Origin of the sequence: Microbacterium sp. W4I4, from assembly GCF_030816235.1 — a bacterium.
Classification (GTDB): Bacteria; Actinomycetota; Actinomycetes; order Actinomycetales; family Microbacteriaceae; genus Microbacterium.
Window position 1 is genome coordinate 2,369,600 of sequence record NZ_JAUSXT010000001.1, and the last position, 26,527, is coordinate 2,396,126.

The window sequence follows — 26,527 nt, forward strand, 5'->3', positions numbered from 1 at the left end:
TGCGGAAAGGGGGGTGGATGGCGTTCGGAGATCAGGAGCTGACCGGCCTGTGGGACCGTCAGCCCCTGCGCAGCGACACTCGCGCAGGCGCCCCTCCTCTTCCCTTGGCGGCGCCCATCGGTCACGCCGCAGCGCAGCCTCCTGCCGTGCACCGCGGCCGTCTGATCGCGGGTTTCGCGGCGGTGCTCGTGATCGGACTGAGCGCGACGACGGCGAGCATTCTGGCGCCGGGCGCGAGCGTCGTCGGATCGGTGGCCGCCGTGGAGGCGGGTGCTATGGATCACACCGAGGCCGCCCTGTCGGGCGGCGAACGGGGCGGCCCGCACGATACCGGCCGTGGGGGTGCGGGTCAGGCGGATGCCGACGACCAGATGGATGCCGATGGCGGGTCCGCCGACGCGCTGCCGGTCTCCGAGGTCGACGCGCAGACGCCGGATGCTGACAGCGACTCCCCCGGCACCGACGGATCGGGAGCGACCGACCCCGGTGCATCCACTCCGCCGGATTCCGGCACCGTGAATCCCGCGCCCGCGCCCTCTGCTCCCCCGACCCAGGCGCCGGAGTCGCCCGCTCCCGCACCCGCACCGCCTGCACCCCAGCCGACGCCGGATCAGCCGGCACCGCAGCCGACCGGGCCCGAGCCTCTCGAGTTCACCGGTCTCACCGAGAATCGGACCACGCTGCTCGGCATCACGCTGCTGTCCAGCTACACGCTCTCGCTGTCAGGCGAGCCCGGCGCCAAGGCATCCGTCACCTACGGATCGATGGCCGCCGGATCCGTGACCTTCGACGGCAGCGGTCGCGCCACCCTCAAGATCGGCGGATCGCTGCTCGGCATCGGTGTGGACAACCCGATCATCCGCGCGAAGTACACCGACGGAACCGCGGGCGCCGCCATCGAGGCACGCCGCGACTCCATCTGATACGCGCCGGGACGCCACCGCCGCCGCGGGTGGGCACCTCGACCCATGCCGTTCCCGCAATGCGCACGGTCTGAGCGGTTAGCCTGTTCTGCGGGGGAACGCGGCGACCTGTCTCCCCGGCGCGATCGAGGAGACCAAGATGAACCAGCCCTATCCCCCGTCCTACGGCGGATCGGCCGAAGCGCCGCCCCCTCCGGCACCGCCCGCACCGCCGGCGCCCGTGAGCTCGGCGCCCGTCGCAGCCGCGCCGGAGCGGCGCTCCGCCTCCCAGGACGCCCCGGGCGCGACGCAGGAAGACCTCGCCCGCGCGCAGCGGATCCTGCGGGTCATCACCGAGTCGTACTCCACCAAGATGGTCGGCCAGGATCAGCTGCGCAGCAGCCTGCTGATCTCGCTCATCGCGGGCGGCCACATCCTGCTCGAGTCCGTGCCGGGCCTCGCGAAGACCACCGCGGCCAGCACGCTCGCCGACACGGTGAAGGCCAGCTTCAAGCGCATCCAGTGCACCCCTGACCTGCTGCCCAGCGACATCACCGGCAGCCAGATCTACGACGCCGCGACCGGCACGTTCCGCACCGTGCTCGGACCGGTGCACGCCAACTTCGTGCTGCTGGACGAGATCAACCGCTCCAGCGCCAAGACGCAGTCGGCCATGCTCGAGGCGATGCAGGAGCGGCAGACCACGATCGGCGGCGAGATCCACGCGCTGCCCAAGCCGTTCCTCGTGATCGCCACGCAGAACCCCATCGAGCAGGAGGGCACCTACGAGCTGCCCGAGGCGCAGATGGACCGCTTCCTGCTGAAGGAGATCGTGGAGTATCCGAGCCCCGCCGAGGAGTTCGAGATCCTGGGTCGCATCGACTCGGGCGTGCTCAACCCCGACCGCCACGTGCCCGGCGTCATCTCCCTCGAGGACGTGCAGGAGCTGCAGGACATCGCCTCCCGGGTGTACATCGACCCCGCCATCCGCAACTACATCGTGCAGCTGGCCTACGTCACCCGCAATCCCGCGCCGTACATCGGCGCGGAGCGCGCCCGCTACATCAAGTACGGCGCCAGCCCGCGTGCGAGCATCGCGTTCCTGCAGGCCTCCCGCGCCCTCGCACTGCTCAACGGACGCACGCACGTGCTGCCCGAGGACATCCGCTCGCTGCGTCACCTCGTGCTGCGCCACCGCGTGCTGCTGACCTTCGAGGCCGACGCCGAGGGGATCCGCAGCGAGGAGATCATCGACCAGATCTTCGCGTCGGTCCCCACCCCCTGACCCTTCGACAGGCTCAGGGACCCAGAGAACATGGCAAGTCTGATCGCCCAGGTGAAGAGCAAGCTCTTCGTCCGCTCCTCGCAGAAGTCGATGCACGCGCTCGATGGCGCCTACGCATCTCTGCTGCGCGGGCGCAGCCTCGACTTCGAGGACCTGCGGCCCTACGAGTACGGCGATCAGGTGCGCGACATCGACTGGCGCGCCACCGCGAAGCAGGGCGAGCCGCTGATCAAGCGCACCAAGGCCACCCGCCGCCACACCGTGCTGTTCCTGGTGGATTCCGGTCGCGGCATGAAGGCCCTCGCCGAGGACGAGAACGTCAAGCGCGACCTGGTCGTGCTCCTCACCGGCGCTCTCGGGTTCCTCACCGTTCGCCACGGCGACGACTTCTCGATGGTCTACGGGGACGCCGCCCAGGTGCGCCGCCTCCGACCAGGCGGCACCGAGGGTGCACTCGAGCACGCGCTGCGCACCGTGCGCGACGCGATCGACGAGACCGCCGCACCCAACGACCGCGACGCCCTGCTGCGGTACACGGCGCGCAACATCGCCAAGCGCACGATCGTCGTGCTCGTCACCGATGAGGCGCCGATGACCGCCGACACTGAACGGCTGCTGCGCCGCCTGAAGGTTCAGCACGACGTGCTGTGGATGACCGTGCGGGATGCCGACCCGGTGGCCCCCGAGCACGCCGGAACGTCGCACCGGCGTGACGTCGACACGGGTTGGGGCATCCCCGAGTTCGTGCACGGCGACGCCGAGGTGATGGCCGAGCTCGCCGCGCTGGAGGCCGCCGACACCGCCCACCGCGATGACGTGCTGCGCCGGCTCGAGATCACGCACGCCGAGTTCGGCGGGCAGGATGCCGCGGTGCCGACGCTCCTCGCCATGCTCAACCGGAGGTCGCATGCCCGCCTCTGACGAGCTCTACCCGCCCGCCCAGTACGGCTGGGGCTGGATCCTGATCGCCATCGGCATCCTGCTGCTGCTCGGCGCCGCCGCCTGGCTGCTCGTCTTCCTCACCCGTCCCCGGCGCAGCATCACACTCCCGGGCGCGGCCTCGTACGCACCGCCGACCGCCGAGGTCCTGAACCAGCTGCGCTCCCAGTACTTCGCCGAGGTGCAGCACATCGAGGATGCATACCGTTCAGGGAATATGCCCCCGAAGAGGGCCAATCTCGAACTCAGTCGGGTGGTGCGCAGCTTCGTCAACGAGTACTCCGGGCTCGAGGCGCCGGTCCTCTCGCTCGACGACCTCGTCGCGCGCGGCGTCGACCCGGCCCTCATCGACGCGATCCGCCGGCACTACTACCCGAGCATCTTCCAGCGCGGACCGGCGGTCGATCCGACCTACGGTGCCGACGCCGCCCGCAAGGTGGTGTCCACATGGCATTGAGCACCTGGTGGATGATCCTTGTCGCACTCGGGGTGCTGATCCTCGCGGTGGTCATCGGCATCCTGCTCGGTCTGCGCGGCCGCCGGCGCACCGAGACCGCCCCTGCGGCACTGATCTCCCGCGCCGAGCGGCTGCGCAGCCTGCCGTCGTTCCGCGCCTCGGTCCGCCGGCGCATGAGCCTGCTCGCCGGCATCCTCATCGTCGGGGGGATCGCCGTGCTGCTGGGCGGTGTGGTCGCCGCCCGCCCCATGTCGGCGAAGACGATCCATCCCGTCGACGACAGCCGCGACATCATGCTGTGCCTGGACGTGTCCGGGTCGATGTCCGATGTGGACGTCGAGGTGCTGAGCGTCTTCGAAGAGCTGCTGAAGGGCTTCGAGGGCGAGCGGATCGGGCTGACGATCTTCAACAGCTCGCCCGTGCAGGTCTTCCCGCTCACGGACGACTACCCGTTCATCAAGGAGCAGCTGAAGAACATCCGCACCAGCTTCGACTACAACAGCGAGGTCCCCGAGCACTGGGTGGGCACCCTGAACGGGCCCGGCGCCTCGCTGATCGGCGACGGCCTCGCGGCCTGCACCATGCGCTTCGATCACCTCGACGACGACCGCAGCCGATCGGTGATCCTCGCCACCGACAACGAGCTGTCCGGAGCCTCGATCCTGTCCGTCACCGAGGCGGCGCAGTACGCGAAATCGAAGAACGTGCGGGTGTTCGCCCTGAACCCCGTGCAGGGCAAGGACGCCGCCGTCAGCGCCGAGCTCACGAACGCCGCCCAGCTGACCGGTGGTCAGTCCTACGCGCTGCGCGACACGACGAGCGTGGCTGACATCATCACCGAGATCCAGAAGCAGGAGGCGACGGCGTTGAAGGGCCAGGCCCAGGTCGTGCTCGTCGACAGCCCGAACCTCGTCATCGCGCTGATGCTCGTCGCCATCCTCGGCTTCCTCCTCCTCGTCTGGCGGGTGCGCCTGTGATCGTCCAGCCCGTCCTCCATCCCGTACTGCTCGTGCTGCTGTGCGCGGCACCGGCGTTCTTCGTCATCCGCGCCCTCATCCGGACTCCGCACGCCGGTGCCCCTGGCCGCCCGATCTGGGCGCTGCGCCTGGGCATGATCGTCGTCGTCTTCGCGATGCTGCTGCGCCCCGGCATCCCGGGCGGCACCTCGCAGACCCTCGCGACCGACACCGACATCGTGATCGTCGTCGACACGACGGCCAGCATCATCGCCGAGGACTGGAACGGCGACCAGCCTCGCCTGACCGGCGTGCGCGCCGACGTGCAGTCCATCGTCGACACCTACCCGGGCGCGCGGTTCTCGCTGATCAGCTTCGACGCGGCGGCGCAGCTGCGCCTGCCGCTGACGACGGATGCCACCGCGCTGATGTCCTCGCTCGACGTGATGCTCCCCGAGATCACCGACCAGTCGCGCGGATCGTCGATCAGCATCGCGAACCGGATGCTGACCGACACCCTCCGGGCGGCGGCGAAGGCCTCACCGGATCGCAGCCGGATGGTGTTCTACCTGGGCGACGGCGAGCAGACCTCCTCCAGCGAACCGGAGTCGTTCTCCGGCGGCGCGAAGTACGTCGATGGCGGGCTCGTGCTCGGTTACGGCACGGCCGAGGGCGGCCCGATGAAGAAGACCACGGGCCGCGCCCAGGGCTCAGACGATTCGCCCGGCGAGTACATCGAGTACCAGGGTGAGCGGGCGATGTCGGTGATCGACGAGGACCGGCTGAAGAAGATCTCCGAGCAGCTGGGAGTCGACTACCAGCACCGGACGGCGGATGCCGAGATCGCCCTGCCCGAGGCACCGAGCAGCACGACCGACTACGCGACCGCGGGAGAGGTGGGCAACGTCATCGAGCTGTACTGGATCTTGGCGCTCGCACTCATCGCACTGGTCGCCGTCGAGCTGGTGCGCGCCACCATGCTCGTCACCCGCCTGCGCGAGCTGTCCCGCCCCGCGACCGACCCTGCAGCCGTCCCTGCACCCACGCCTGCACCCGCACCCGCACCCGCGCCGGACGGAGGTGCGCGATGACCGACACCCGGACCGCTCCCGCTCCGGCCCGCGCCCAGAGCGACCCCACGGCGGCCTCCGCCGCGGCCGCGCTGCTGGCCGCGAACCGCCGCAGGCGCAGCATCCGCTGCTGGGTCGCGATCGGCACCCTTCCGCTGACGCTGGCCGCGCTGCTCTTCGCCGGCAAGCTGCTGAGCATGTACGCGTTCGCGCATCAGTCGATCACGTCGTTCGTGGCGGGCGGCTACGCCGAGTCCGAGTCGGCCGCCCGCGGTCAGGACGTCCTGAACTGGTTCGAGCCGTTCAAGGCGCCGTACAACATCGGCACGGCGCTCGGGGGCGCCGAGCAGCTGGCCGACGCGCGAATCGAGCTCGAGCGCGCGCTGCCGCTGGCCCAGGGCCTGGATGCCTGTCCGGTGCTGATCAACCTGTCGCTCGTGGTCGAGCGGCAGGGCGACGCGGCGCTCGTCGACGGCGATGCGGCGAAGGCGGCCGAGCTGTTCGGCGAGGCGCTGCAGATCACCGTCGACACCCCTGAGGAGTGCAGCAACCAGGATGCGCAGGACCAGTCGCCCGACCCGAACCGCGACATGAGCGACACCCTGGATCAGAACCAGCAGCGTCAGCAGGAGAAGCAGCAGCAGAGCCAGCAGGATCCGAACCAGAGCGAGCAGCCGCAGTCCGAGGACGATGAGCCGCAGCAGGACCAGCCCTCGCAGAGCGATCTCGACGACATCGAGGACCGGCTGAACCAGGGCGCTCAGGAGCGCGAGGAGGAGCTCGGCGGCGGCGGCGAGGGCGGCTCCGACGGCGGAACGGACAAGCCGTGGTAGAGCAGCAGCGCAGTCGATACATCGGCGGAGCCGAGGGCGCACCGCCCGTGCCGCCGCCCGGTGGTTACCAGGGCGCGCGGCGCGTTCCGGCGGCTCTGGATGCCGCGGCCGGCCTGCCCCTGGCATCCGGCCCGCGCTCTGGATCCGACACCGTCTCGTACACGGCCGCGCCGGCCGAGAAGAAGTCGGTCAACACCCTCGGCCTGGTCGCCATCTCGACGGCCGTGCTGTTCGTGCTGGTGATGCTGCTGATGATGGGCGCCGGCGGCACGGATGCCCTCTACGGCGCCTCCATGCTGGTGGTGCAGTTCATCGTCATCGGCGTGATCATCGCCGCACTCGTCACCCCGCGAGGGCGGATGCTGGGCACGATCGCCCTCGCCCTGACACTCGTCTTCAACGTGGCCACGGTCGGCGCGATGGGCGCGCTGCGCTCGGCGGCCACCCATGCGTACGACGGCACGAAGACCGAGGAGCAGAAGCACGAGCAGGGCTATCCCGGGATGAAGGGCGTCGCCAACAGCGATGTGCTGAACGGCCCCTCGTTGGAGGACGTGCAGGCCGAGGGTGACCAGTTGATGGCCGAGGTGCGCGAGCGCCTCACTGCGAGATACGGGTACACCTGGGTGCAGTCCGGCACCGTCGACATCAGCCCGGAGCGCAACGGCTACGGCGGCGAGTCGATGCTGCGCCGCTACGCCTCCACGACCTGGACCACCGAGCAGCCCGTCCAGGACATCCAGCGCAAGCGCGAGGTCATGCGGGTGATCGACGACGTGCTCGCGGCTCGTGGCATGCCCGGTCTGTACCCGCTGAACGAGCCGGGATCGGGGATCTCCGACGACATGGTCGCCAAGCTGTACGGGTCGAGCGACCCGGCGCGCCAGCACACCTGGGAGTACTACAGCGACACCTACCCCGAGCCGCTGCGCTTCTACGCCGACGTGTACGACCTGTCGAACGACCCGACCGGGGAGTTCCGCACCCAGCGCGAGGCGGTCCAGCAGCAGTTCGGCGAACCCCTGGAGGGTCTGCAGCTGATCATCCTCGCCCGCGAGGTGCTGCCCGAGGCCGACCGTGCCGCGTACGAGGAGAAGCTCAGGGACTACCCGGGGTTCTGAGTCGGGTCCTGTCCTACGACGGGTCCTCGACCGGTTCGTGCGCGTCGCCCGGGAGCTCGGGCTCGTCGACCGCGTGCAGGTCGTCGACCGCGGGCCCCTCGAGCAGACGGCCGTCGGCGGCGAAGCGCGACCCGTGCAGCGGGCAGTCCCACGAGCGCTCGGCACTGTTCCAGGAGACGATGCCCCCGAGGTGCGTGCACACGGCCGACAGCCGGCAGGTGGTGCCGTCGACGGTGGAGACCGCGGTCGGCTCCATGTCGTAGGTGCCGGTCCGGCCCTCCCCCTCGCCCGGATCCTCGTCGGGCAGCGGGTGCAGGCCCGAGGACACCCAGCCGGATGCCAGCCTGCCCGCCACCTCGGCGTTCGCGGCGACGCCGTGCGCGAGGTCCTGCGGCAGCGTGAAGCGGTGGTGCAGGGTCTTGGCCCAGGGGATGCTGCCGTCGAGGATGTCCGCGGTGATGCTGAGCGCCGCTGCGACGGAGTTCGTCATCCCCCACTTGTTGTAGCCGGTGGCCAGCGCGACGCGGTGATCGGTGCGCGGCATCCATCCCACGAACGGCACGAGGTTCATCGACTCGTAGTCCTGCGCCGACCAGTCATGCGTGCGCTCCGCTCCCGGGAAGCGCTCCCGGGTCCACTGCTCCAGGTCGTCGACGAGCCGCTGCGTGTCGGGTTCGCGACCGACCGTGTGTCCATTGCCGCCGACGATCAGCCGCTCCTCGCCGTCGATCGGCGCGGTGCGCAGCGAGCGCCCCGGCGAATCGATGGAGAGATACATCCCCTGCGGCAACGCGGTGCCGGGCACACGGTAGGCCTGCGCGTAGGAGCGCGACGGCTTCACCTTGGCGAAGTAGAGGCCGCGGTCCAGGATCGGGATGCCGGTGGCCAGCACCACGGTGCCCGCGTGCACATCGCCGACGGGCGTGACCACCGTGCTCGGCTCCCCGGTGCGCACATCCTTCACGCGCACTCCCTCCACGATCACGCCGCCGTGCTGCCGCACATCGGCGGCGAGCGCGGCGAGCACGTCCATCGGATCGAACTGCGCCTGATCGGCCAGGCGGATGCCGCCGTGGGTCTCGAACGGCAGGCCGACATCGTCCACGCGCTCCACGTCGAGTCCGGCCCGACGGCTCGCCCCGTACTCCTCATCGAGGCGAGTGCGCGCGTCCGGGGAGCTCGCATAGGTGAAGGCGTCCCGGCGCTGCACGTCCACGCCGTGCTCGTCGAGGTAGCGCAGCATCCACCGCTGGCCCTCCAGGTTGCCTTCGACGTACGCCTTCAGCACGCGACTCGAGCCGCGCGAGAGGATGCCGGAGAGCACCCCGCCCTGCAGCAGGCTGAGCTTCGCGGTGGTGTGGCCGGTCGTGACCGCGCCGATCGAGCGCGCCTCGAGCACGGCGACCGCGCACCCGGCGCGGGCGAGCAGCAGTGCGGTCATCAGCCCGGTGATGCCGGCGCCGACGATGACGACGTCGTGCTGCGCGTCGGGTTCGAAGGGGTCTGAGGGAATGCGCTCGCGCTGTTCGTCGAGCCAGAGGGAGGTCACGATGATGCTCCTCAGGATGGGGACGGTGGCCACCAGTACACCGCAGTCGGCGCCGATCCATGGGGGCCTTGACTTCGGCGGGCATCACCGGCAGGCGGTGGCCTACGCTTGCATCTGGCCGATCGTCCGAGGCGGCACGCGAGCGAGGGAATCCGGCATGGCAGACGCACAGCATGAGAGCGGCTCGCCGCTGCTCGCCATCGACGCCGGGCAGACCGGCATCAAGACGCGCCTGCTGCGCGCCGACGGCTCGGCGCACGACGACCTCTTCGCGGGTGTGCTCACCGACCGGCCGCTGCTGACGCAGCTCACGAGCGTCGTGGAATCGGCACTGCGAAGCGCCGACGTCGCGCCGCTCACCGTCACCTTCGGGGTCTCGGGACTCACGGATGCCGATGCCGAGGCACAGGCTCTGCTGCAGCATCCGGCCCTCGACGGCGTCGACCGCGTTGTCGTGACGCACGACTCGGTCACCTCGTTCCTCGGCGTCCTCGGCGACCAGAACGGCGCCGTCGTCGCCGCGGGAACCGGCGTCGTCACCCTCGGTGTCGGCCCCGAGCACTCCGCCCGCGTGGACGGGTGGGGCTACATCATGGGCGATGCCGGCAGCGGATACTGGATCGGACGCGCGGCGCTGGATGCCGTGATGCGCGCGTTCGACGGACGCGGCCCCGCCACCGCGCTGACCGCCGTCATGCAGGAGCGCTGGCCCGACCTCGAGAGCGCGTACACGCTGCTGCAGGCCTCGCACGATCGGGTGCGCACGGTGGCCTCCTTCGCCGCACCGACGGCCGCACTCGCGGCGGCGGGCGACGAGGTGGCCGTGCGCATCTGCCGCGAAGCCGCCGGAGAGCTGGCGCTCGCCGCCACGACTGCCCTGCGGGTCACCGACGCCCCGGCCGATGCCGCCGTCGGAGCCGTCGGCGGCGTCTTCGGATCCGAGCTCATCCGCTCGGCCTTCCAGGATGCCGTACGCACCGCATGCCCGGATGCACGATTCGTGCCGCCCATCGGCTCCGGCCTCGAGGGCGCCGTCGCGCTCGCGGGCCTCGGTGCGCAGCATCCGCTCCGCGAGCGCTTCACCGACCTGACGCGCTGAGGCCTGCTGGGCTGCTGGGCTCTCTCCCGCTCGGGAGGAGAACTCCCGCTCGGGAGGAGGGTTCTCGCGCGGGGCTCCTCCCATCCGTGAGAAGTCCTCCCGAACGCGGGTGCTCGAACGCGGGTGCTCGAACGCGGGTGCTCGAACGCGGGGCGCTCGAACGCGGGTGCTCGCGGCGCAATGCCGGCCTCAGGCGGCGAGCGCGAGCCAGGCAGCGAAGGCGAAGCCGATGACCGTGGCCAATCCGGTCGATTCCTTGGCCTTCTCCTGCGCCTCGGGGATCATCGAGTCCACCAGCATCACCAGCAGGGCTCCCGCCGCGAAGCCGTTCGCCACGGCGCGGAACTCGTCGCCGACGGCATCCGTCAAGGCGAAGCCCACGACCGTCGCGAGGGCGCAGACCACCGCGACCGCCGCCCAGAGCAGCACGACCCGGCTCTTGCGCATTCCGGAGCGCAGCAGGTCGGATGCCGAGCCGATCGACTCCGGCAGATTCGAGACGAGGATCGCGACCACGAGTGCCACGCCGACGCCGTCTCCCGAGGCGAGTCCGATGCCGAGAACCAGCTGCTCCGGGATGCCGTCCAGCAGCGCTCCCACGGCCAGCGAGCCTCCGCCGGCGTTCGTGTGCGTCTTAGCCTGCCGGGCGTCGAGGATCCGCGCCGCGATGTAGTAGCTGAGCGCGCCCGCGCCGACGCCGATGATCAGAGGCAGGTGGCCCGCGAGCTCGACCCCCTGCTCCCACAGCTCGAAGGCGATGGATGCCATCAGCGCACCGGCGCCGAAGCCGAGGATGATCCCCAGCAGCCGCTCCGGCCAGCGCCGCAGCAGCGCGAGCACCGCCCCGATCAGCAGAGGAGATGCGGCGACCACGCCCCACAGGATGGCTTGACCCATATGAGTCACCGTACCGCCGGGCGGGCCGGCTGCTCGCAGCGCGCGCTCGGGGCATCCGCCGCATCAGCTCGGGGCATCCGCTCGCCGCATCCGCTCGGGAGGAGTTCTCGCGCATCGGAGGAGCATCCCGCGCCAGGCATCCTCCGTTCCTTGCGATCTCCTCCGATCCGTGCGAGGGATGCCGTGAACGGACGCCCTCCATCCGCCGCAACCCGAACGGGCCGCCCGCAACCCGCCGATACACTGGAACCCATGTCCAAGGTGCTTCAGTCCCTCCCTGTCGGCGAAAAGGTCGGCATCGCGTTCTCCGGTGGTCTCGACACCTCCGTCGCCGTCGCGTGGATGCGCGACAAGGGTGCGATTCCCTGCACCTACACGGGCGACCTCGGCCAGCCCGATGAGGACGACATCGACGCGATCCCCGGCCGCGCACTCGAGTACGGCGCCGAGATCTCGCGCCTGGTCGATGCGAAGACCGCACTGGTCGAAGAGGGCTTCGTCGCGCTGCAGTGCGGTGCGTTCCACATCCGCTCCGGTGGCAAGACCTACTTCAACACCACTCCCCTGGGCCGCGCCGTCACCGGCACCATGCTCGTGCGCGCCATGAAGGATGACGGCGTGGACATCTGGGGCGACGGTTCCACCTACAAGGGCAATGACATCGAGCGGTTCTACCGCTACGGCCTGCTCGCCAACCCGCGTCTGCGCATCTACAAGCCGTGGCTCGACGCCGACTTCGTCACCGAGCTCGGCGGCCGGCAGGAGATGAGCGAATGGCTCGTCGAGCACGGGTTCCCGTACCGGGACTCGGCCGAGAAGGCCTATTCGACGGATGCCAACATCTGGGGCGCCACGCACGAGGCGAAGACCCTGGAACACCTGAACGTGTCGCTCGAGAGCGTCGACCCGATCATGGGTGTGAAGTACTGGGACCCGTCGGTCGCGATCGAGACCGAGGACGTCGCCGTCACCTTCGAGGGCGGTCGTCCCGTGGCCCTCAACGGAGTCGAGTTCGGCGACCCGGTCGCCCTGGTCCTCGAGGCGAATCGCATCGGCGGCCGCCACGGTCTGGGCATGAGTGACCAGATCGAGAACCGCATCATCGAGGCGAAGTCGCGCGGCATCTACGAGGCCCCCGGCATGGCGCTGCTGTTCATCGCCTACGAGCGGCTCGTCAACGGCATCCTCAACGAGGACACCCTCGCCACCTACCACGAGCAGGGCCGGCGCCTCGGTCGCCTGATGTACGAGGGCCGCTGGCTGGAGCCGCAGTCGCTCATGCTGCGCGAGTCGATCCAGCGCTGGGTCGGCCTCACGATCTCCGGCACCGTCACCATCCGCCTGCGTCGCGGCGACGACTGGAGCATCCTCGACACCGTCTCGCCGAACCTGTCGTACGGTCCCGAGAAGCTGTCGATGGAGCGCGTCGGAGATGCGGCCTTCGGCCCGGTCGACCGCATCGGCCAGCTGACCATGCGCAACCTCGACATCGCCGACTCGCGCTCGCGTCTGGAGCAGTACGCGAGCCTCGGTCTGGTCGGCGGCGCCACCGGCGAGCTGGTCGGACGCGTCACCGCCGGCGAGGCGAGCGAGATCACCGAGGCCGTCGAAGGCTCCGTCTCGGCGCCCGACGGCGTGCTCACGGATGCCGTGGATGCAGCATCCGAGGGCGCCGCGTTCGACTCCGGCACCGACTGACCCCACGTCCCACCCCAGGACGCGGGGCGCCCTCACACCTTGGCGCCTCCGTGCCCTTCCGGACCCCGATACGTTCTGGGGGCCGACACGCCAGATGTCGGACGTTCTCGCTGGAATCGTCCGCAATCTGGCGTGTCGGCCCCCGTTCTGTATCCGGGACGGCTGCCCTGACGGACGGATGCTGTGAGTCCGCCGTAATAACTTGCACAGCAGTGTGCAAGTTACTTATTCTGGAGGCATGACCTCCCGCACGCCCCGTGCCGACTCGCTCGCCAACCGCGCCGGCATCCTCGACGCCGCCCGCCACGCCCTGGCGACGGACCCCCACGCCTCGGTCGACACGATCGCACGCAGCGCCGGCCTCAGCCGACGCACGCTCTACGGGCACTTCGACGACCGCGATGCACTGATCCGCGAGCTGATCGTCACCGGCGCACAGCGCTTCAACGGCATCGCCGCATCCGTGACCGATGCCGACCCGCGCCTCGCCCTCGCCCGCCTCGCGACGCGGCTGTGGCACGAGGCCGCGCACGTGCAGGTCGCCGCCGCGATCGCGCTCGACGAAGCGCACGTCACCCAGACCGCCGAGGCCCTCGCTCCGTTGCGCAGAGCCGTCGCCCAGCTCGTGCAGCGCGGACAGGATGCCGGCAGCTTCCGCACCGACATCGCGGCACCCACGCTCGCCCGCCTCATCGAAGAGGTCGCGCGCACGGTCGTGGCGCGCGTCGACGCCTCGTCACCGTCCGCCGCAGACCTGGCCGTGCGCACCCTGCTGAGCATCGCCGGGCTCTCCTGGCGCGAGGCCGACGACCTGCTGCGCACGCACCCCGACGTGCTGGAGAGCGTCGAATGAGGATCACCCTCGACAGCATCTCGAAGGGACGGCGCGGACAGGCGCTGCCCACGATGGCCCTGAGCTTCGAGACCGGCCACGCCCGGTTCGTCCGTGCCGAGACCGAGCAGCGCCCGACGGTGCTCGGTCTGATCGCATCCGGACGGATGAAGCCCGACACGGGTCGCGTCACGATCGATGCCGAAGCGGATGCCAAGCAGCTGCGCCGCCGGATCGCCCTGGTCGACGCCCCCGAGGTCAGCGACCCGCATCCGGGAGTGACCGTCGCCGCAGTCGTGGGCGAGGAGCTCATGTTCGCCGGCCTCGCGGCGACGCCGCTGCACGCGAGTCGGTGGCTGCGCGGACTCGGGTTCTCCGACATCGCCAGCACGCCGATCGGCATGGTCGACCCGGCGGCGCGGGTGCGCATCCTGTGCGAGCTGGCCGTGCTGCGCGAGGGCGTCGAGGGCCTGGTGCTCGTCTCGCCGGATCGGCACGGCGGGCGTCCCGACGGCTGGTGGCGCATCTCCGCCGAGTTCGCCGAGCGCGGGTATGCGGTGCTGGTGATCGTAGGCGGCGCGGCCGCCGCGGTGATCGCCGGCATGCCCGAGACCCTGGGCGCCGACCATCTGTCGGATGCCACCGCGGACCCGACGGATGCCGTATCCGGACTCCGGTCCTCGCCCCCGCTCAGCTACCCGGCCCCTGCTCATTCACGCGACTCAGCAGGGGCGGCGGCGACCAGCAGGGGCGAGGACAGGCAAGAGGACACGGAGAACGACGCGGACGAGGAGGAGGCGCGATGAAGGTTCCCTCCATGATCGCCGCCGAACTGCGGCGACTGACCGCGAGCCCGATGGCCGTGATCGCGCTGTTCGCGCTGATGTGCGTGCCGATCCTCTACGGCGGCCTGTACCTGTGGGCCAATCAGGACCCCTACGGGCAGTTCTCCGAGGTGCCCGTCGCGCTCGTCGTCGAGGATGCCGGGACGACGGACTCGACTCAGGATGCCGTGAACTACGGCGACAAGGTCGCCGACAACCTGCTCGATGACGGCGCCTTCGACTGGCAGGTGATGTCGGCATCCGGAGCGGCCCGCGCACTGCAGGACGGAACGGTCGATTTCACCGTGACCATCCCGTCCGACTTCTCCGAGGCTCTCACCTCGGCATCCGGCGACCACCCGCACCAGGCACGCCTCGAACTCGAGACCAATGACGCCAACAACTACCTCGCCTCCACGATCGGCACGCAGACCGTGGAGCGCATCCGCCGCTCGGTCGCCGAGATGGTGGGCTCTGGGGCCGCCGGGCAGCTGCTGACCGGGCTGAGCGACGTGCGCGACAAACTGTCCGAGGCGACCGACGGCGCGACGAAGCTGCACGACGGTGCCGGCACCGCCCGCGACGGGGCCGGCACCCTGGCATCCGGCCTCGGCGCCCTCGCCGACGGCACGAAACAGCTCGCCGACGGCGCACGCACCCTCGCGGACGGCGCCTCGCAGGTCAGCGCGGGCAACGACCAGCTCGCAGGCAAGGCCGACCGGGCCGCGACGCTCGCGCAGCGGGCGACTGATGCCCTGCCCACCGCCCGCACCGATCTCGCACAGGCGATGGCAGAGCAGGGCCTGACGCAGGAGCAGATCGATGCGGTGCTCGCGAAGCTCGACCCGCTGGCGCAGAAGGTTCGCGAGGGCAACACCGCCGCCCAGGGCGCCGTCGACCGGATCGATCAGCTCGCCGCGGGCGCCGGACAGGTCGCCGACGGGGCGAAGAAGCTCGCCGATGGTGCGGGCAGCGCGGCATCCGGCGCAGCATCCGCCCGCGACGGCGCGACCCGCCTCCGAGACGGGCTCAGCACGCTGGATGCCGGCATCGGCACCCTCCGCGACGGTCTGGCGAACGGCGTCGACGCGATCCCGGCATCCACTCCCGACCTGCGGGAGCTGCAGGCCGACACCATCGCCGACCCCGTGAAGATCGCCAACGACAAGGTCACCGCGGCCAGTGACTACGGCCAGGGGCTCGCACCGTTCTTCGCCGCGCTGGCCGGATGGATCGGCATCTACGCGCTGTTCCTCATCGTCAAGCCGATCTCCCGCCGCGCGATCACCGCGCTGCACTCCCCCATCCGCATCACGCTCGCCGGCTGGCTGACACCTGCGGCGCTCGGCGCCCTGCAGATGACCGGCCTGATGGCCGTGCTCAGCTACCTGCTGGGCTTCGACTTCGCCCACCCGTGGGGGTCTCTGGGCGTGATGGTGGCGGCGGTCGCGACCTACTCGGCTATCATCCTCGCGCTGAACGTCTGGCTGGGCTCGGTCGGGCAGTTCATGGGGCTGGTGCTGATGGTGCTGCAGCTCGTCACCGCCGGCGGCACGTTCCCCTGGCAGACCCTGCCCGCTCCCCTCGCCGCCCTGCACCACGTGCTGCCGATGGGCTACGTCGTCGACGCGACGCGCCAGCTGATGTACGGCGGCGACCTGAGCCGCGCGTTCACCGACCTCGGGGTTCTCGCCCTGTGGCTCGTCGGCGGGCTGCTTCTGGCGGGCATCGGCGTGACGCGGATGACGCATCGGCGCACCCTGCGCGACCTGCAGCCCAGCCTGATCGGGTGAATCACCGCGACATCCGGAGCCTTTCCATACTGGGTGCAGTTAGTCGAAAGTCGATAGCGGGCCAGACGATCGGCCAAACCACTGGATAGGATGCGAGGACGTGTCACCCCCGGGACGCGCACCCGGACTCCGTGATACGGAGTCCCACGTTCGACCCGAAGGACTTTTGCTGATGTCGACAGAAGCCACCGCCGCACCGTCTCGTCCGCTCGCCGGCCGCATCGGTCGCGTCGCGTTCATCGTGCTCGCCGCACTCGTCGTCCTCGCGACCGCCGCCGCGTTCTTCCTCACGTGGACGATCCAGCGTTCGTTCCCCGAGACCTCCGGCGAGGTGACGCTGAAGGGATTGGACGAGAGCGTCTCCGTGCAGCGCGACGACCTCGGCATCCCGACCATCACCGCATCCTCCACCGATGATCTGTTCTTCGCCCAGGGGTTCACGCACGCGCAGGACCGGTTCTTCGAGATGGACTTCCGCCGACACGTGACTTCGGGCCGCGTGGCCGAGATGTTCGGGTCGTCGCAGGTGCCCACCGACAAGTTCCTGCGCACCCTCGGCTGGCACAAGGTCGCCGAGCAGGAGGTCGAGGCGCTCGACGACACCACCCGCGGCTACTACGAGGCCTATGCCGCCGGCGTGAACGCGTACCTGGCATCCCACTCCGGAGCCGAGCTCTCCCTGGAATATGCCGTCCTCGGCATGCAAAACGCGGACTACAGGCCCGAGCCATGGAAGCCCGCCGATTCCGTCGCCTGGTTGAAGGCGATGGCCTGGGACCTGCGCACCAACATCGAGGACGAGACCGACCGTGCGCTGCTCGCGGCGCATCTCGACGAGTCCGGACAGACGGATGCCGACGCGCAGAAGCTCATCGAGAAGGTGTACCCGCCGTACCCGTTCGACAAGAACCCGGTCATCGTGCCGAAGATCTCCACCGTCGACCCGCTCCCGGCCGAGGACACCGGCACCGCCCCCGCCGCGTACACCGGTGGCACCACGCCGGATGTCAGCGACGCGGTGACCACCGTCGAGTGGCAGCAGGCCGACAGCGTGATCGAAGCGGCGAGCCTGCTGCTCGGTCCCATCGGCGAGGGCATCGGATCGAACTCCTGGGTCGTCTCCGGCGAGCTCACCGAGAGCGGCAAGCCCCTGCTCGCGAACGACCCGCATCTGGGCGCGGCGCTCCCGTCGGTTTGGTACCAGGTGCAGCTGAAGTGCTCGCAGGTCACCGACGACTGCCCGTTCGACGTCTCCGGCTTCTCGTTCTCGGGACTGCCCGGAGTCGTGATCGGCCACAACGCGCAGGTGGCGTGGGGCTTCACGAACCTCACCACCGACGTCGCCGACCTGTACGTCGAGAAGGTCGACGGCGATCAGTACTGGCGTGATGGGGCACTGCAGCCGCTCGAGGTCGAGAAGGACGTCATCAAGGTCGCCGGTGGCAAGGATGTCCCTCTCACCATCCGACGCACCGCGCACGGCCCGATCATCTCGGGCCTCACCGACGATTTCACCGCAATCGCGAAGGCTCCGGCGGTCGAGACCGGCGGCGATGTGCTGTCCCTGACGGACGCCCCCGAGATCCCGCCGGGCGACTTCGCGGTCAGCCTGCGCTGGACGGCGCTGGACCCCGGGACCACAGCGAGCGCGATCTTCGCCCTCGACACCGCCCAGGACTTCACGGAGTTCCGCCGTGCGGCATCCCTCTTCGACGTGCCCGCGCAGAACCTCATCTACGCCGACCGCGAGGGCAACATCGGCTACCAGGCGCCCGGCCGCCTGCCGATCCGCGGTGCCGGCGAGGGCTGGCTGCCGCAGCCCGGCTGGGACAGCACGTACGACTGGACCGGATTCATCCCCTTCGAGAAGCTGCCGGTGTCGTACAACCCGCCTGAGGGATTCATCGTCACGGCGAACAACGCGATCGTCACCGACGACTACGACTACTTCCTCTCCCGCGACTGGGACTACGGCTACCGCGCGGCGCGGATCGCCCACCTCATCGAGCGCAAGGCGGCGACCGGTCCGCTGAACGCGCAGGACCTGCGCGACATCCAGATGGATGACGAGATGTGGATCGGCAAGCAGCTGGCCGTCGCGATGGACGGCGTGAGCGTGGACCGCGAGGGCCCGAAGGCCGCCGTCGACCTGCTGCGCACCTGGGACGCCCAGAACCAAGCCGACTCCCCCGCCGCGGCCTACGCCAACGCACTGTGGTCGAATCTCGTGCGCAACGTGTTCACCGACCGCGAGGTCCCGTTGCCGGTGGGCGACCAGGGTCGGCTGTTCACCGTCGTCGGTGCCATGCTCGACGACCCCGCCGACCCGCTGTGGACCAACGACCGGCTGAAGATCTCGGGCATGGACGCGATGCTGACGCTGTCGGCCGACCAGGCGTACGACGAGCTCGCCGAGTTGCAGGGCGAGAACGTGACGGGCTGGAACTGGGGCACGCTGCACGCCCTGACGCTGACCAGCTCCACGTTCGGCACCTCGGGCATCGCCCCGATCGAGATGCTGTTCAACCGCGGCCCGTACCCGGTGAGCGGCGGCTCGTCGGTCGTCAATGCCACCGGCTGGCGGATGGGCGAGTCGTACGCGACCACCACGGTGCCGTCCATGCGGATGGTGGTGGACCTGGCCGACTTCGACGCCTCGAGCTGGAACCACCTCACCGGCGCGAGTGGCCACGCGTTCAGCACTCACTACACCGACCAGACCGACGATTGGGCGAAGGGCGTGCAGAGCCCGTGGGCGTTCAGCAGTGCCGCCGTCGCCGAGGCCACCGTCGACACGCTGGTGCTGAAGCCCGCGAGCTGAGCCCGCCTCTCGCCGACCCACCAAGCAAGCGCCGAGCCACCAAGCAGATCACCGTCGCCTGCTTGGTGGCTCGAGGTTTCGATGGTGGCCCGCCGCTGCGCGGCATGCGCGTCGCGCACAAGCTGATCCCGGTAGCGTGGAAGGATGCCCGAACGACTGCTCGCCCCCGAAGGGATGCCCGTCGACCTCGGCGAGTTCGAGCACGGCGGTGCGACCCTCGTGTACGAGGACTTCGGCACCGGACCACGCCCGATCGTGCTGCTGCACGGCATCGGCATGGGCCGCAGCGTCTACATCGACCTGATCCAGCGGCTGAGCGGCCGGATCATCGGACTCGACCTTCCCGGTTTCGGTGAGGCTCCTGAGCCGGTCCGCACGCTCACCATGGAGCGGCACGCCGACCTCGTCGCGACCTTTCTCCGCTCGCGCGGAATAGCGGATGCCGTGGTGCTCGGCCACTCGATGGGCAGTCAGATCGCCGCGGAGGTCGCCGCGCGGCATCCGGAGGTCCTCTCCGCCCTCATCCTGGCGGGGCCGACCGTGGACAGCACCGCGCGCAGCATCCGGATGCAGGCCGGATACCTGCTGCGCGACCTGGTGGGCGAACGGCCCGTCGTCCTATGGCGAGGCGCCCGCGAGTACCTGCGCGGCGGGCCGAACCTGATCCGCAAGATGCGCGCGACCATCGTGCACGAGCCCGAGAGGGCCTACCCGCGCGTGCACGTGCCGACCCTCGTCGTGCGCGGCCAGCGCGACCCGCTGGCGTCGATGACCTGGTGTCGCACGATCGTGGACACCGTGCCGGATGCCCGGTTCGCGGAGATCCCCGACCACGGTCACGGCACGCTGATCAGCGACTCGGGAGCTGCCGCCGAGAAGATCAGCGACTTCGTCGACGGGCTCTGACTCCGGCATCCACTCGCCGATCCACCAAGGTACCGGCGAGCAACCAAGCAACATCATGCGAACTGCGTGGTGGCTCGGCGATTGCTTGGTGGGTCGGCGGAGGGAGGGGGCGCGGGAGCTGGCGGGGGCGGCGGAGAGTGCGAGGCGCGGGAGCGCTACCCCGCGGCGGGCGGGGTGCGCTTGGACTCGGCGTACTCGTCGACGACCAGTTCGCGCTCGTTGATCGTGCCATTGCGGTAGGCCTGCCGGCCGACCATGTGCGCCGACAGCGGCGCGGTCGCGAACTGCAGCAGGATCACGGGGATCACGATCAGCAGAGCCATCAGCATCCCGCCGATCGTGCGCTGCGAGACCGCGATGGCCAGGCAGATCAGCACCACGCCGAGCACCTGCGGCTTGGTGGCGGCGTGCAGACGGCTGGGCACATCACGGAAGTGCAGCAGGCCCACCGCGGCCGACAGGCAGAGGATCGCGCCGAGCAGCACGAGCACGAGCACGATGACGTCGGCCACCGACTGCGGCAGCGCGAGATCGAGGAACGGAGTCATGGTGTCGGATTATCCCTTCTCGCGACGTAGCGGGCGACGGCGATCGAGCCGAAGACGCTCACCGCGGCGATGATGAGCATCACCGGGATGTTGCGGGTGTGCCCGTTGAGCGCCATGTCGGCGCCCAGCACGCACATCACCTCGGTCAGCAGCACATCGGATGCCACGGTGCGGTCCAGGATCGACGGGCCGCGCACGATGCGCACCACGCACAGCAGAGCGGCGATGCCGAAGATCACCATGATGGCGATGACGAGGACGTTCATCGGGCGCCTCCCTTCGCGGGCCCCGGGGCACCGGCATCCGACCGCGCCTCGTCCGCCTTCAGCGCCCGATACTGCGCGGGCGTGCCGACCGCGCGCACGATGCGGCGCTCCCAGCGCAGCACCTCCTGACGGAACGCGTCCACGTCGCCGCGCGTGCGCAGGCCGATCACGTGCAGGTAGAGGATGCGGCGGTCGCGGTCGCTCTCCACGACCAGCGACCCGGGGATCAGCGACCCGGTCACGGCGACGTGCGTGGTGACGATGTCATCGGCGTAGCGCAGCGGGATCTCCACGATCGCCGCACCGGGCTGGCGTCGGAAGTCGAACACCTGGATGGCGACGCTGGTCGCACCCATCACCACTGCGCCGAGGAACAGCACGATGAACACCAGGGCGTACCAGAGGTTCACCCGGCCGACCAGTTCGACAGTGGGCAGGCGGAAGACGCGGGTGACGAAGATCGCGACCAGGATGCCGGTGACCAGCGCCAGCGGCGTGAACTGGTGCCACAGCAGCATCCACAGCAGGATCAGCCACAGCAGGAACGGCAGCTGCAGCAGGATGTCGCGGACGACACTGCGCTTCGATTCGGGGCTCATCATCCGGCCTCCTCATCGATCTGCTGCAGCGTCACCGGCTGCAGCAGCCCGGCGCCTATCCGATCGCACAGGGCGTACAGCGGTCCCGCGAACACGGTCAGCGCCAGGGTGACCGCGACCATCCCGCCGGTCGCGACGGTCATGATCGCCGGGATGCGGCGGGTCTCCTGTTGCTCGTCGGCGGCGGGCGCGCTGCCCAGGTACCCGACGCGGCCCTCGATCTCGGCGAGGTCGTCGCCCTCACGCCAGAACGCCAGGTTCCACGCGCGCATCAGCGCGTACAGCGTGAGCAGCGAGGTGAGGATGCCACCGAAGATCAGCACGATCATGATGGGCGTGCCCACGTCGGCCGCGGCCTCGAACAGGGCGATCTTGCCGATGAACCCCGAGAACGGCGGCAGGCCGCCGAGGTTGATCGCCGGCACGAAGTACAGCACGGCCAGCAGCGGCGCCGCCTTCATCAGACCGCTCACTCGCAGGATCGACGTGCTGCCGGCCTTGCGCTCGATGAGCCCGACCGCGAGGAACAGGGTGGTCTGCACGACGATGTGGTGCACGATGTAGTACACCGTGGCGCCGATGGCCTCTTCGGTCGCGATGGCCAGACCGAAGATCATGTAGCCGACGTGGCTGACCAGGGTGAACGACAGGATGCGCTTGAGCTCGGCCTGCGCGACCGCGCCGAGCACCCCGATCACCATGGTCGCCAGCGCGACGATCAGCAGCAGAGTATCGATGCTGTTCTCGGCGAACAGCTGCGTCTCGGTGCGGATCAGCGCATACACGCCGACCTTCGTCAGCAGGCCCGCGAACACCGCCGTCACCGGCGCAGGCGCGGTGGGATAGGAGTCCGGCAGCCAGAACGACACCGGGAAGATCGCCGCCTTGATGCCGAAGGCGATCAGGAGAAGGAGATGCAGCACGAGCTGCGTCTCCTGCGGCAGCTGCGCCACGCGCTCGGCGACCTGCGCCATGTTCACCGTGCCGACCGCGCCGTAGATCATCGCGATCGCGGCGAGGAAGAGGACCGACGAGACCAGCGAGACGACGATGTAGACCGCGCCTGTGCGGATGCGGGACTCGGTGCTGCCCAGGGTGATCAGCACGTACGAGGCGACGAGGAGGATCTCGAACCCGACGTACAGGTTGAACAGGTCACCGGCGATGAACGCATCGAAGATGCCGGCGGCCAGGATCAGGTAGGTCGGGTTGAAGATCGAGATGGGGGTCTCTTCGATGCCGTCGGCGGCGCCCTGCCCGATCGAGAACAGCAGCACCGCCAGCAGCACGATGCTCGAGATGAGCACGAGCAGGGCGGCCAGACGGTCGACGTAGAGCACGATGCCGAACGGGACCGGCCATCCGCCCACCGAGATCGCGAAGGGGACGCCTGCGGCATCCACCGACACCAGCAGCACCGCGGCGATGATCGACACGGCCGCCAGGGTCCCAGCCGTCACCACGATCTGCAGGCGCGGATTGCGCCCGTAGACGAGGGTGATGGCGGCACCGAGCAGCGGCAGCATCACGATGAGGGGGACGAGTGCGCTCATGGGCGGTCCCCCCGATCGGGCATGTCCATCGGCGCATCGTCCTGGATCGCAGGGTGGTCTCGGCGGTGCAGCACGGTGATCGGCGCGGTGACCGTGCCGACGAAGTCCGTGGTGGCCTCCTCCTCTTCCGGAGTGGACTCGTCGTCGAAGAGCTCGTCCTCGGCATCCGTGCGCTCGCGCAGTGCGATGTCGACCTCGTCGTCCTCGACCGTGTCGGCCTGCCCGAGCTGCCAGGAGCGGTAGATCAGGGCGAGCAGGAACGCCGAGACGGCGAAGGTGATCACGATGGCGGTGAGCGTGAGTGCCTGCGGGAGCGGATCGCTCATCGCGCCCTCCTCGCCGAAGAAGGGCGCCTTGCCCGGCACGCCCATCACGATGAGCAGCAACAGGTTGGTGGCGTTGCCCAGCAGCAGGAATCCGATGAGCACGCGGGTCAGGCTGCGCTCCATCATGGCGTAGACGCCGGCGGCGAAGAGCACGGCCATGACGATGATCAGGGTCAGGGAGACATCCATCAGACGCGCACCCCCCGGTTCCGCATCTCGATCGCCTGCCGGTCGACCTCGGCGCCGAGGCTGCGCAGCACGTCGAGCACCAGGCCGATCACCGTCAGGTAGACGCCGATGTCGAAGACGGTCGACGACACGAACTCCAGATGTCCGAGGATCGGGATCTCCGCTTCCCAGACGCTGCTCTGCAGCGGCTGCATGCTGAAGAACATCGGCAGCAGCGCCGCGCCCACGGCAAGGATGAGGCCGAAGCCCAGCAGGCGACCGGCATCCGTCGGCGCCGCGGCGCCGAGCTCCCAGCGCCCGCCGGCGATGTACCGCATGACCAGGGCCATTCCCGCGACCAGGCCACCGGCGAAGCCGCCGCCCGGCCCGTTGTGGCCGGCGAAGAGCAGGTAGATCGAGACGACGATGATCGTGTGGAAGAGCACGCGGACGATGACCTCGAGCAGGATCGAGCGGTTCTCGGCCTTCATCTGCTGCCCGCTCACGAGCCACGCGCGCGGAGCGCCGCGGTTCTCGGCGGTCTGGAAGCGCAGCCCGTCCTCGGTCTCCACCAGGGGACGGCGGGCTGTGGCGCGCCGCTTGGTCTCGGGCAGGTCGCGGGTGGCCGACAGCAGGTCCGCGCGATGCGTGACGAAGACCAGGGATGCCACGCCCGTCGCAGCGAGCACGAGCACGCTCAGCTCCCCCATGGTGTCCCAGCCGCGCAGATCGACGAGAGCGACGTTGACGACGTTCTTGCCATGACCCAGGTCGTAGGCGAGCTGCGGGAAGTCGATCGAGATCGGATCGAACATGCGGGCCTGCGTGGCGATGATCGCCACCAGCGCCATCGTCACGCCGACGCCGATCGCGAGGACCGCGCGGGGGATGCGGCTCACGGATTCGTTGTGCTCGCCCATCCGCGAGGGCAGTCGTCGCAGCACCAGGGCGAAGGTGACCATGGTCACCGTCTCGACGAGGATCTGGGTGAGCGCGAGGTCGGGGGCGCCGCTGGTGGCGAAGAGCACGACCATGCCGAGCCCGGTGACCGAGACCAGGACCACGCCCGTGTAGCGCTTCTGGGCGCGCACGGCGACGATGCCCGCGATCGCCATGACCGGCGCGATCACGATCTGCGCCGGGGTGTGCCAGGCCGACAGGGCCATCCGCTCGGGCGCGGCGCCGACGAGCGCTGTCGCCTCGGCCGCGAGCAGCACGACGAAGATCGTGCCGACGTACAGCGGCAGCGAACCGCGCTGGGTGAGGCTGGTGGTGAGCACCGAGAGGCGGTCGACGCCGCGCATCACGACGTAGTACACATCGCTCGCGGTGAATCGCACCAGACGCGGATGCCGGTCCCAGCCGGAGCGGATGCTGAGCAGGAACACTCCGATGCCGAGGGCGACGGCCCCCAGCGACAGGAACAGGGCCGGCTCGAACCCGTGCCAGAGGGCAAGGTGGCCGGGCTCCGCGCTCACCTGGGCCCCTGAGTCTGTCGAAGAGCTCGAGCCTGTCGAAGAGCTCGAGCCTGTCGAAGGGTTCACCGATCGCGCATACCCCTGGAGCATGACGTCCAGTGCGGGCGCCCCGATGCCCACGGCGATGCTGAGCCCCGCCAGGATGATCGGCGATGCGAGGAATCCGACCGGCGGATCGGGCCATTCCGTCTGCGGCATATATGCCCCGGAGGCATCCTTCTTGCGCCAGAAGGCGCCCCAGAGGAACCGGCATCCGTACGCCGCGGTCAACACGGCCCCGACGATGACGCCGATCAGAGCGACCCAGCCCCAGGCTTCACCGTGCTGCGCGTCTTCGAGGAGCGCGGCGAGGGTGGACTCCTTCGCGACGAACCCGATGGTCGGCGCGACGCCCATCATCGAGGCGATGGAGATGAACGCGGCGGTGGCCATCACGGGCGCCTGCCGACCCACGCCGGAGAGTTCGGTGATGTCTCGGGTGGAGAGCTGACGGTCGATCACGCCGACGATGAGGAACAGGGCCGACTTGAACAGCGCGTGCCCGATCACCAGTGCGAGCCCGGCGAGGGCCGCGCCGGGGGTGCCGTAGCCGATCACGACCGAGAAGAAGCCCAGCTGGCTGACGGTGCCGAAGGCGAGGATGCGCTTGAGGTCGGTCTCGCGCAGCGCCTGGATGCCACCGAGCAGCATCGTGAAGACGCCGAGGGTGATGACGATCGGCCGCCACGGTGCGGACAGCGCGAAGATCGGCGCGAAGCGCGCGATCAGGTAGATGCCCGCCTTGACCATGGCGGCGGCGTGCAGGTACGCGCTGACCGGCGTCGGCGCGGCCATCGCGCCCGGCAGCCAGAAATGGAACGGGAAGAGCGCGGACTTGGAGATCGCACCCACGAGCAGCATCACGACGGCCGCATCCACGATCGGCCCGGTGGGCGCGATCTCGAGCATCTCGCGGATGCTGCCGGTGCCTGCGGCCACGACCAGCAGCACCGCGCCGACGAACAGCACCAGCCCGCCGAGCGTGGTCACCAGCAGTGCCTGCAGCGCCGCACGACGGCTGGCCGCGCGGCGGCGGTAGTGGCCGATGAGCAGGTAGGACAGGATGCTGGTGAGCTCCCAGAACATGACCAGCATGATGAGGTCGTCGGTGAGAACCAGCCCGTACATCGCGCCGGCGAAGCCGAGCAGCACCCCGGCGAACTGGCCGATCTCGGCCGCATCATCGTAGAAGTACCAGCGGCAGTAGAGCAGGACGAGCGCGCCGACGCCGGTCACGATGAGCGTCAGCACCCAGCCGAGCACGTCCATGCGCATCGAGAGATGCAGCCCGAGCTGCGGAATCCATTCGTAGTCCTCGAACGGAACCGTCTTCGGGCTCAGCACTTCGGGAGTGAGGGTGAGCGCGTGCACGAAGGCGGCGGCGGGAACCAGCGCACCGACCACGAACGCCTGTGCTCCGAGCCATCGAACCAGCACGGGGAGGAGGAGGGACCCGAGCAGGAACACGGCGAGGAGCATCAGCATAAGCGGCTCCCTCAAGCTCGTCGAGGCCTTCCGGCGCGGGCGGGCGATTTCGTCCAGTCTACCGGTGCGGCTCTTCGCCGGTT

At 69.7% G+C, this 26,527-nt stretch carries 23 protein-coding genes; 15 read left to right on the forward strand and 8 right to left on the reverse strand.

Annotation, left to right across the window (positions count from 1 at the left end):
- Positions 1-17 precede the first annotated feature (17 nt).
- The 8 genes from QF046_RS11130 (at position 18) to QF046_RS11165 (ending at position 7,563) form a co-directional block, all read left to right on the forward strand.
- Positions 18-923 carry a hypothetical protein gene (locus QF046_RS11130; RefSeq protein ID WP_307369715.1) on the forward strand — a complete coding sequence of 302 codons (906 nt, stop codon included), beginning with the start codon at positions 18-20 and terminating at the stop codon, positions 921-923.
- Between the two features lie 139 nt (positions 924-1,062).
- A complete protein-coding gene (locus QF046_RS11135) occupies positions 1,063-2,187 on the forward strand; it encodes a MoxR family ATPase (RefSeq protein ID WP_307369716.1) in 1,125 nt (374 codons plus the stop codon).
- A gap of 30 nt (positions 2,188-2,217) precedes the next feature.
- On the forward strand, positions 2,218-3,108 hold the full coding sequence (locus tag QF046_RS11140; RefSeq protein ID WP_307369717.1) for a DUF58 domain-containing protein: 891 nt from the start codon (positions 2,218-2,220) through the stop codon (positions 3,106-3,108).
- Complete coding sequence (locus tag QF046_RS11145; RefSeq protein ID WP_307369718.1) at positions 3,095-3,583, forward strand: hypothetical protein; 489 nt, start codon at positions 3,095-3,097, stop codon at positions 3,581-3,583. Before QF046_RS11140 ends, QF046_RS11145 begins: the two co-directional genes overlap by 14 nt.
- The gene (locus QF046_RS11150) at positions 3,574-4,560 is read left to right on the forward strand and encodes a VWA domain-containing protein (RefSeq protein ID WP_307369719.1); all 987 of its coding nucleotides are present in this window, start codon (positions 3,574-3,576) and stop codon (positions 4,558-4,560) included. Before QF046_RS11145 ends, QF046_RS11150 begins: the two co-directional genes overlap by 10 nt.
- Positions 4,557-5,630, forward strand: a complete 1,074-nt coding sequence (locus QF046_RS11155; RefSeq protein WP_307369720.1) for a VWA domain-containing protein — start codon at positions 4,557-4,559, stop codon at positions 5,628-5,630. The genes QF046_RS11150 and QF046_RS11155 overlap by 4 nt, the downstream gene beginning before the upstream one ends.
- Positions 5,627-6,442: a hypothetical protein gene (locus QF046_RS11160; protein WP_307369722.1), complete on the forward strand. Its 816-nt coding sequence runs from the start codon at positions 5,627-5,629 to the stop codon at positions 6,440-6,442. Before QF046_RS11155 ends, QF046_RS11160 begins: the two co-directional genes overlap by 4 nt.
- On the forward strand, positions 6,436-7,563 hold the full coding sequence (locus QF046_RS11165) for a hypothetical protein (RefSeq protein WP_307369724.1): 1,128 nt from the start codon (positions 6,436-6,438) through the stop codon (positions 7,561-7,563). The genes QF046_RS11160 and QF046_RS11165 overlap by 7 nt, the downstream gene beginning before the upstream one ends.
- 13 nt (positions 7,564-7,576) lie before the next feature.
- Here the strand turns inward: QF046_RS11165 and QF046_RS11170 are convergent, their stop codons facing one another.
- Positions 7,577-9,112 carry an FAD-dependent oxidoreductase gene (locus QF046_RS11170; protein WP_307369725.1) on the reverse strand — a complete coding sequence of 512 codons (1,536 nt, stop codon included), beginning with the start codon at positions 9,110-9,112 and terminating at the stop codon, positions 7,577-7,579.
- Between the two features lie 157 nt (positions 9,113-9,269).
- On the opposite strand from QF046_RS11170, the gene QF046_RS11175 reads away from it, so the two are divergent.
- Complete coding sequence (locus QF046_RS11175; protein ID WP_307369727.1) at positions 9,270-10,211, forward strand: N-acetylglucosamine kinase; 942 nt, start codon at positions 9,270-9,272, stop codon at positions 10,209-10,211.
- Between the two features lie 189 nt (positions 10,212-10,400).
- Here the strand turns inward: QF046_RS11175 and QF046_RS11180 are convergent, their stop codons facing one another.
- Complete coding sequence (locus QF046_RS11180) at positions 10,401-11,108, reverse strand: ZIP family metal transporter (RefSeq protein WP_307369729.1); 708 nt, start codon at positions 11,106-11,108, stop codon at positions 10,401-10,403.
- A gap of 252 nt (positions 11,109-11,360) precedes the next feature.
- On the opposite strand from QF046_RS11180, the gene argG reads away from it, so the two are divergent.
- The 6 genes from argG to QF046_RS11210 all read left to right on the forward strand — a co-directional run bounded on the left by argG (position 11,361) and on the right by QF046_RS11210 (position 19,982).
- A complete protein-coding gene (gene argG, locus QF046_RS11185) occupies positions 11,361-12,806 on the forward strand; it encodes an argininosuccinate synthase (protein WP_307369730.1) in 1,446 nt (481 codons plus the stop codon).
- Positions 12,807-13,044: 238 nt separating this feature from the next.
- Positions 13,045-13,659: a TetR/AcrR family transcriptional regulator gene (locus QF046_RS11190; RefSeq protein WP_307369732.1), complete on the forward strand. Its 615-nt coding sequence runs from the start codon at positions 13,045-13,047 to the stop codon at positions 13,657-13,659.
- The gene (locus QF046_RS11195) at positions 13,656-14,444 is read left to right on the forward strand and encodes a hypothetical protein (RefSeq protein ID WP_307369733.1); all 789 of its coding nucleotides are present in this window, start codon (positions 13,656-13,658) and stop codon (positions 14,442-14,444) included. Before QF046_RS11190 ends, QF046_RS11195 begins: the two co-directional genes overlap by 4 nt.
- The gene (locus QF046_RS11200) at positions 14,441-16,255 is read left to right on the forward strand and encodes a YhgE/Pip domain-containing protein (protein WP_307369735.1); all 1,815 of its coding nucleotides are present in this window, start codon (positions 14,441-14,443) and stop codon (positions 16,253-16,255) included. The genes QF046_RS11195 and QF046_RS11200 overlap by 4 nt, the downstream gene beginning before the upstream one ends.
- Positions 16,256-16,427: 172 nt before the next feature.
- On the forward strand, positions 16,428-19,076 hold the full coding sequence (locus tag QF046_RS11205) for a penicillin acylase family protein (RefSeq protein WP_307369737.1): 2,649 nt from the start codon (positions 16,428-16,430) through the stop codon (positions 19,074-19,076).
- A gap of 144 nt (positions 19,077-19,220) precedes the next feature.
- On the forward strand, positions 19,221-19,982 hold the full coding sequence (locus QF046_RS11210; protein ID WP_307369739.1) for an alpha/beta fold hydrolase: 762 nt from the start codon (positions 19,221-19,223) through the stop codon (positions 19,980-19,982).
- 155 nt (positions 19,983-20,137) lie between these two features.
- Here the strand turns inward: QF046_RS11210 and mnhG are convergent, their stop codons facing one another.
- Genes mnhG through QF046_RS11240 form a run of 6 tightly spaced genes read right to left on the reverse strand, consistent with a single transcriptional unit; the run spans position 20,138 to position 26,444 of the window.
- Positions 20,138-20,530 (reverse strand): monovalent cation/H(+) antiporter subunit G, encoded by a 393-nt coding sequence (mnhG, locus tag QF046_RS11215; RefSeq protein WP_307369741.1) that lies wholly within the window; start codon positions 20,528-20,530, stop codon positions 20,138-20,140.
- On the reverse strand, positions 20,527-20,796 hold the full coding sequence (locus QF046_RS11220; protein WP_307369743.1) for a monovalent cation/H+ antiporter complex subunit F: 270 nt from the start codon (positions 20,794-20,796) through the stop codon (positions 20,527-20,529). The genes mnhG and QF046_RS11220 overlap by 4 nt, the downstream gene beginning before the upstream one ends.
- Positions 20,793-21,398, reverse strand: a complete 606-nt coding sequence (locus tag QF046_RS11225) for a Na+/H+ antiporter subunit E (RefSeq protein WP_307369745.1) — start codon at positions 21,396-21,398, stop codon at positions 20,793-20,795. The genes QF046_RS11220 and QF046_RS11225 overlap by 4 nt, the downstream gene beginning before the upstream one ends.
- Complete coding sequence (locus QF046_RS11230) at positions 21,395-22,948, reverse strand: Na+/H+ antiporter subunit D (protein ID WP_307369747.1); 1,554 nt, start codon at positions 22,946-22,948, stop codon at positions 21,395-21,397. The genes QF046_RS11225 and QF046_RS11230 overlap by 4 nt, the downstream gene beginning before the upstream one ends.
- Positions 22,945-23,463 carry a Na(+)/H(+) antiporter subunit C gene (locus tag QF046_RS11235; protein WP_307369749.1) on the reverse strand — a complete coding sequence of 173 codons (519 nt, stop codon included), beginning with the start codon at positions 23,461-23,463 and terminating at the stop codon, positions 22,945-22,947. The genes QF046_RS11230 and QF046_RS11235 overlap by 4 nt, the downstream gene beginning before the upstream one ends.
- Complete coding sequence (locus tag QF046_RS11240; RefSeq protein WP_307369752.1) at positions 23,463-26,444, reverse strand: Na+/H+ antiporter subunit A; 2,982 nt, start codon at positions 26,442-26,444, stop codon at positions 23,463-23,465. Before QF046_RS11240 ends, QF046_RS11235 begins: the two co-directional genes overlap by 1 nt.
- Positions 26,445-26,527 lie beyond the last annotated feature (83 nt).

Coding starts and splice junctions, on each gene's coding strand:
- QF046_RS11145 (WP_307369718.1), top strand. CDS start 3,095: ATGCCCGCCTCTGACGAGCTCTACCCGCCCGCCCAGTACGGCTGGGGC.
- QF046_RS11230 (WP_307369747.1), bottom strand. CDS start 22,948: ATGAGCGCACTCGTCCCCCTCATCGTGATGCTGCCGCTGCTCGGTGCC.
- argG (WP_307369730.1), top strand. CDS start 11,361: ATGTCCAAGGTGCTTCAGTCCCTCCCTGTCGGCGAAAAGGTCGGCATC.
- QF046_RS11205 (WP_307369737.1), top strand. CDS start 16,428: ATGTCGACAGAAGCCACCGCCGCACCGTCTCGTCCGCTCGCCGGCCGC.
- QF046_RS11140 (WP_307369717.1), top strand. CDS start 2,218: ATGGCAAGTCTGATCGCCCAGGTGAAGAGCAAGCTCTTCGTCCGCTCC.
- QF046_RS11225 (WP_307369745.1), bottom strand. CDS start 21,398: ATGATGAGCCCCGAATCGAAGCGCAGTGTCGTCCGCGACATCCTGCTG.
- QF046_RS11160 (WP_307369722.1), top strand. CDS start 5,627: ATGACCGACACCCGGACCGCTCCCGCTCCGGCCCGCGCCCAGAGCGAC.
- QF046_RS11240 (WP_307369752.1), bottom strand. CDS start 26,444: ATGCTGATGCTCCTCGCCGTGTTCCTGCTCGGGTCCCTCCTCCTCCCC.
- QF046_RS11210 (WP_307369739.1), top strand. CDS start 19,221: ATGCCCGAACGACTGCTCGCCCCCGAAGGGATGCCCGTCGACCTCGGC.
- QF046_RS11135 (WP_307369716.1), top strand. CDS start 1,063: ATGAACCAGCCCTATCCCCCGTCCTACGGCGGATCGGCCGAAGCGCCG.
- QF046_RS11235 (WP_307369749.1), bottom strand. CDS start 23,463: ATGGATGTCTCCCTGACCCTGATCATCGTCATGGCCGTGCTCTTCGCC.
- QF046_RS11150 (WP_307369719.1), top strand. CDS start 3,574: ATGGCATTGAGCACCTGGTGGATGATCCTTGTCGCACTCGGGGTGCTG.
- QF046_RS11195 (WP_307369733.1), top strand. CDS start 13,656: ATGAGGATCACCCTCGACAGCATCTCGAAGGGACGGCGCGGACAGGCG.
- QF046_RS11220 (WP_307369743.1), bottom strand. CDS start 20,796: ATGAACGTCCTCGTCATCGCCATCATGGTGATCTTCGGCATCGCCGCT.
- QF046_RS11180 (WP_307369729.1), bottom strand. CDS start 11,108: ATGGGTCAAGCCATCCTGTGGGGCGTGGTCGCCGCATCTCCTCTGCTG.
- QF046_RS11130 (WP_307369715.1), top strand. CDS start 18: ATGGCGTTCGGAGATCAGGAGCTGACCGGCCTGTGGGACCGTCAGCCC.
- QF046_RS11175 (WP_307369727.1), top strand. CDS start 9,270: ATGGCAGACGCACAGCATGAGAGCGGCTCGCCGCTGCTCGCCATCGAC.
- mnhG (WP_307369741.1), bottom strand. CDS start 20,530: ATGACTCCGTTCCTCGATCTCGCGCTGCCGCAGTCGGTGGCCGACGTC.
- QF046_RS11190 (WP_307369732.1), top strand. CDS start 13,045: ATGACCTCCCGCACGCCCCGTGCCGACTCGCTCGCCAACCGCGCCGGC.
- QF046_RS11200 (WP_307369735.1), top strand. CDS start 14,441: ATGAAGGTTCCCTCCATGATCGCCGCCGAACTGCGGCGACTGACCGCG.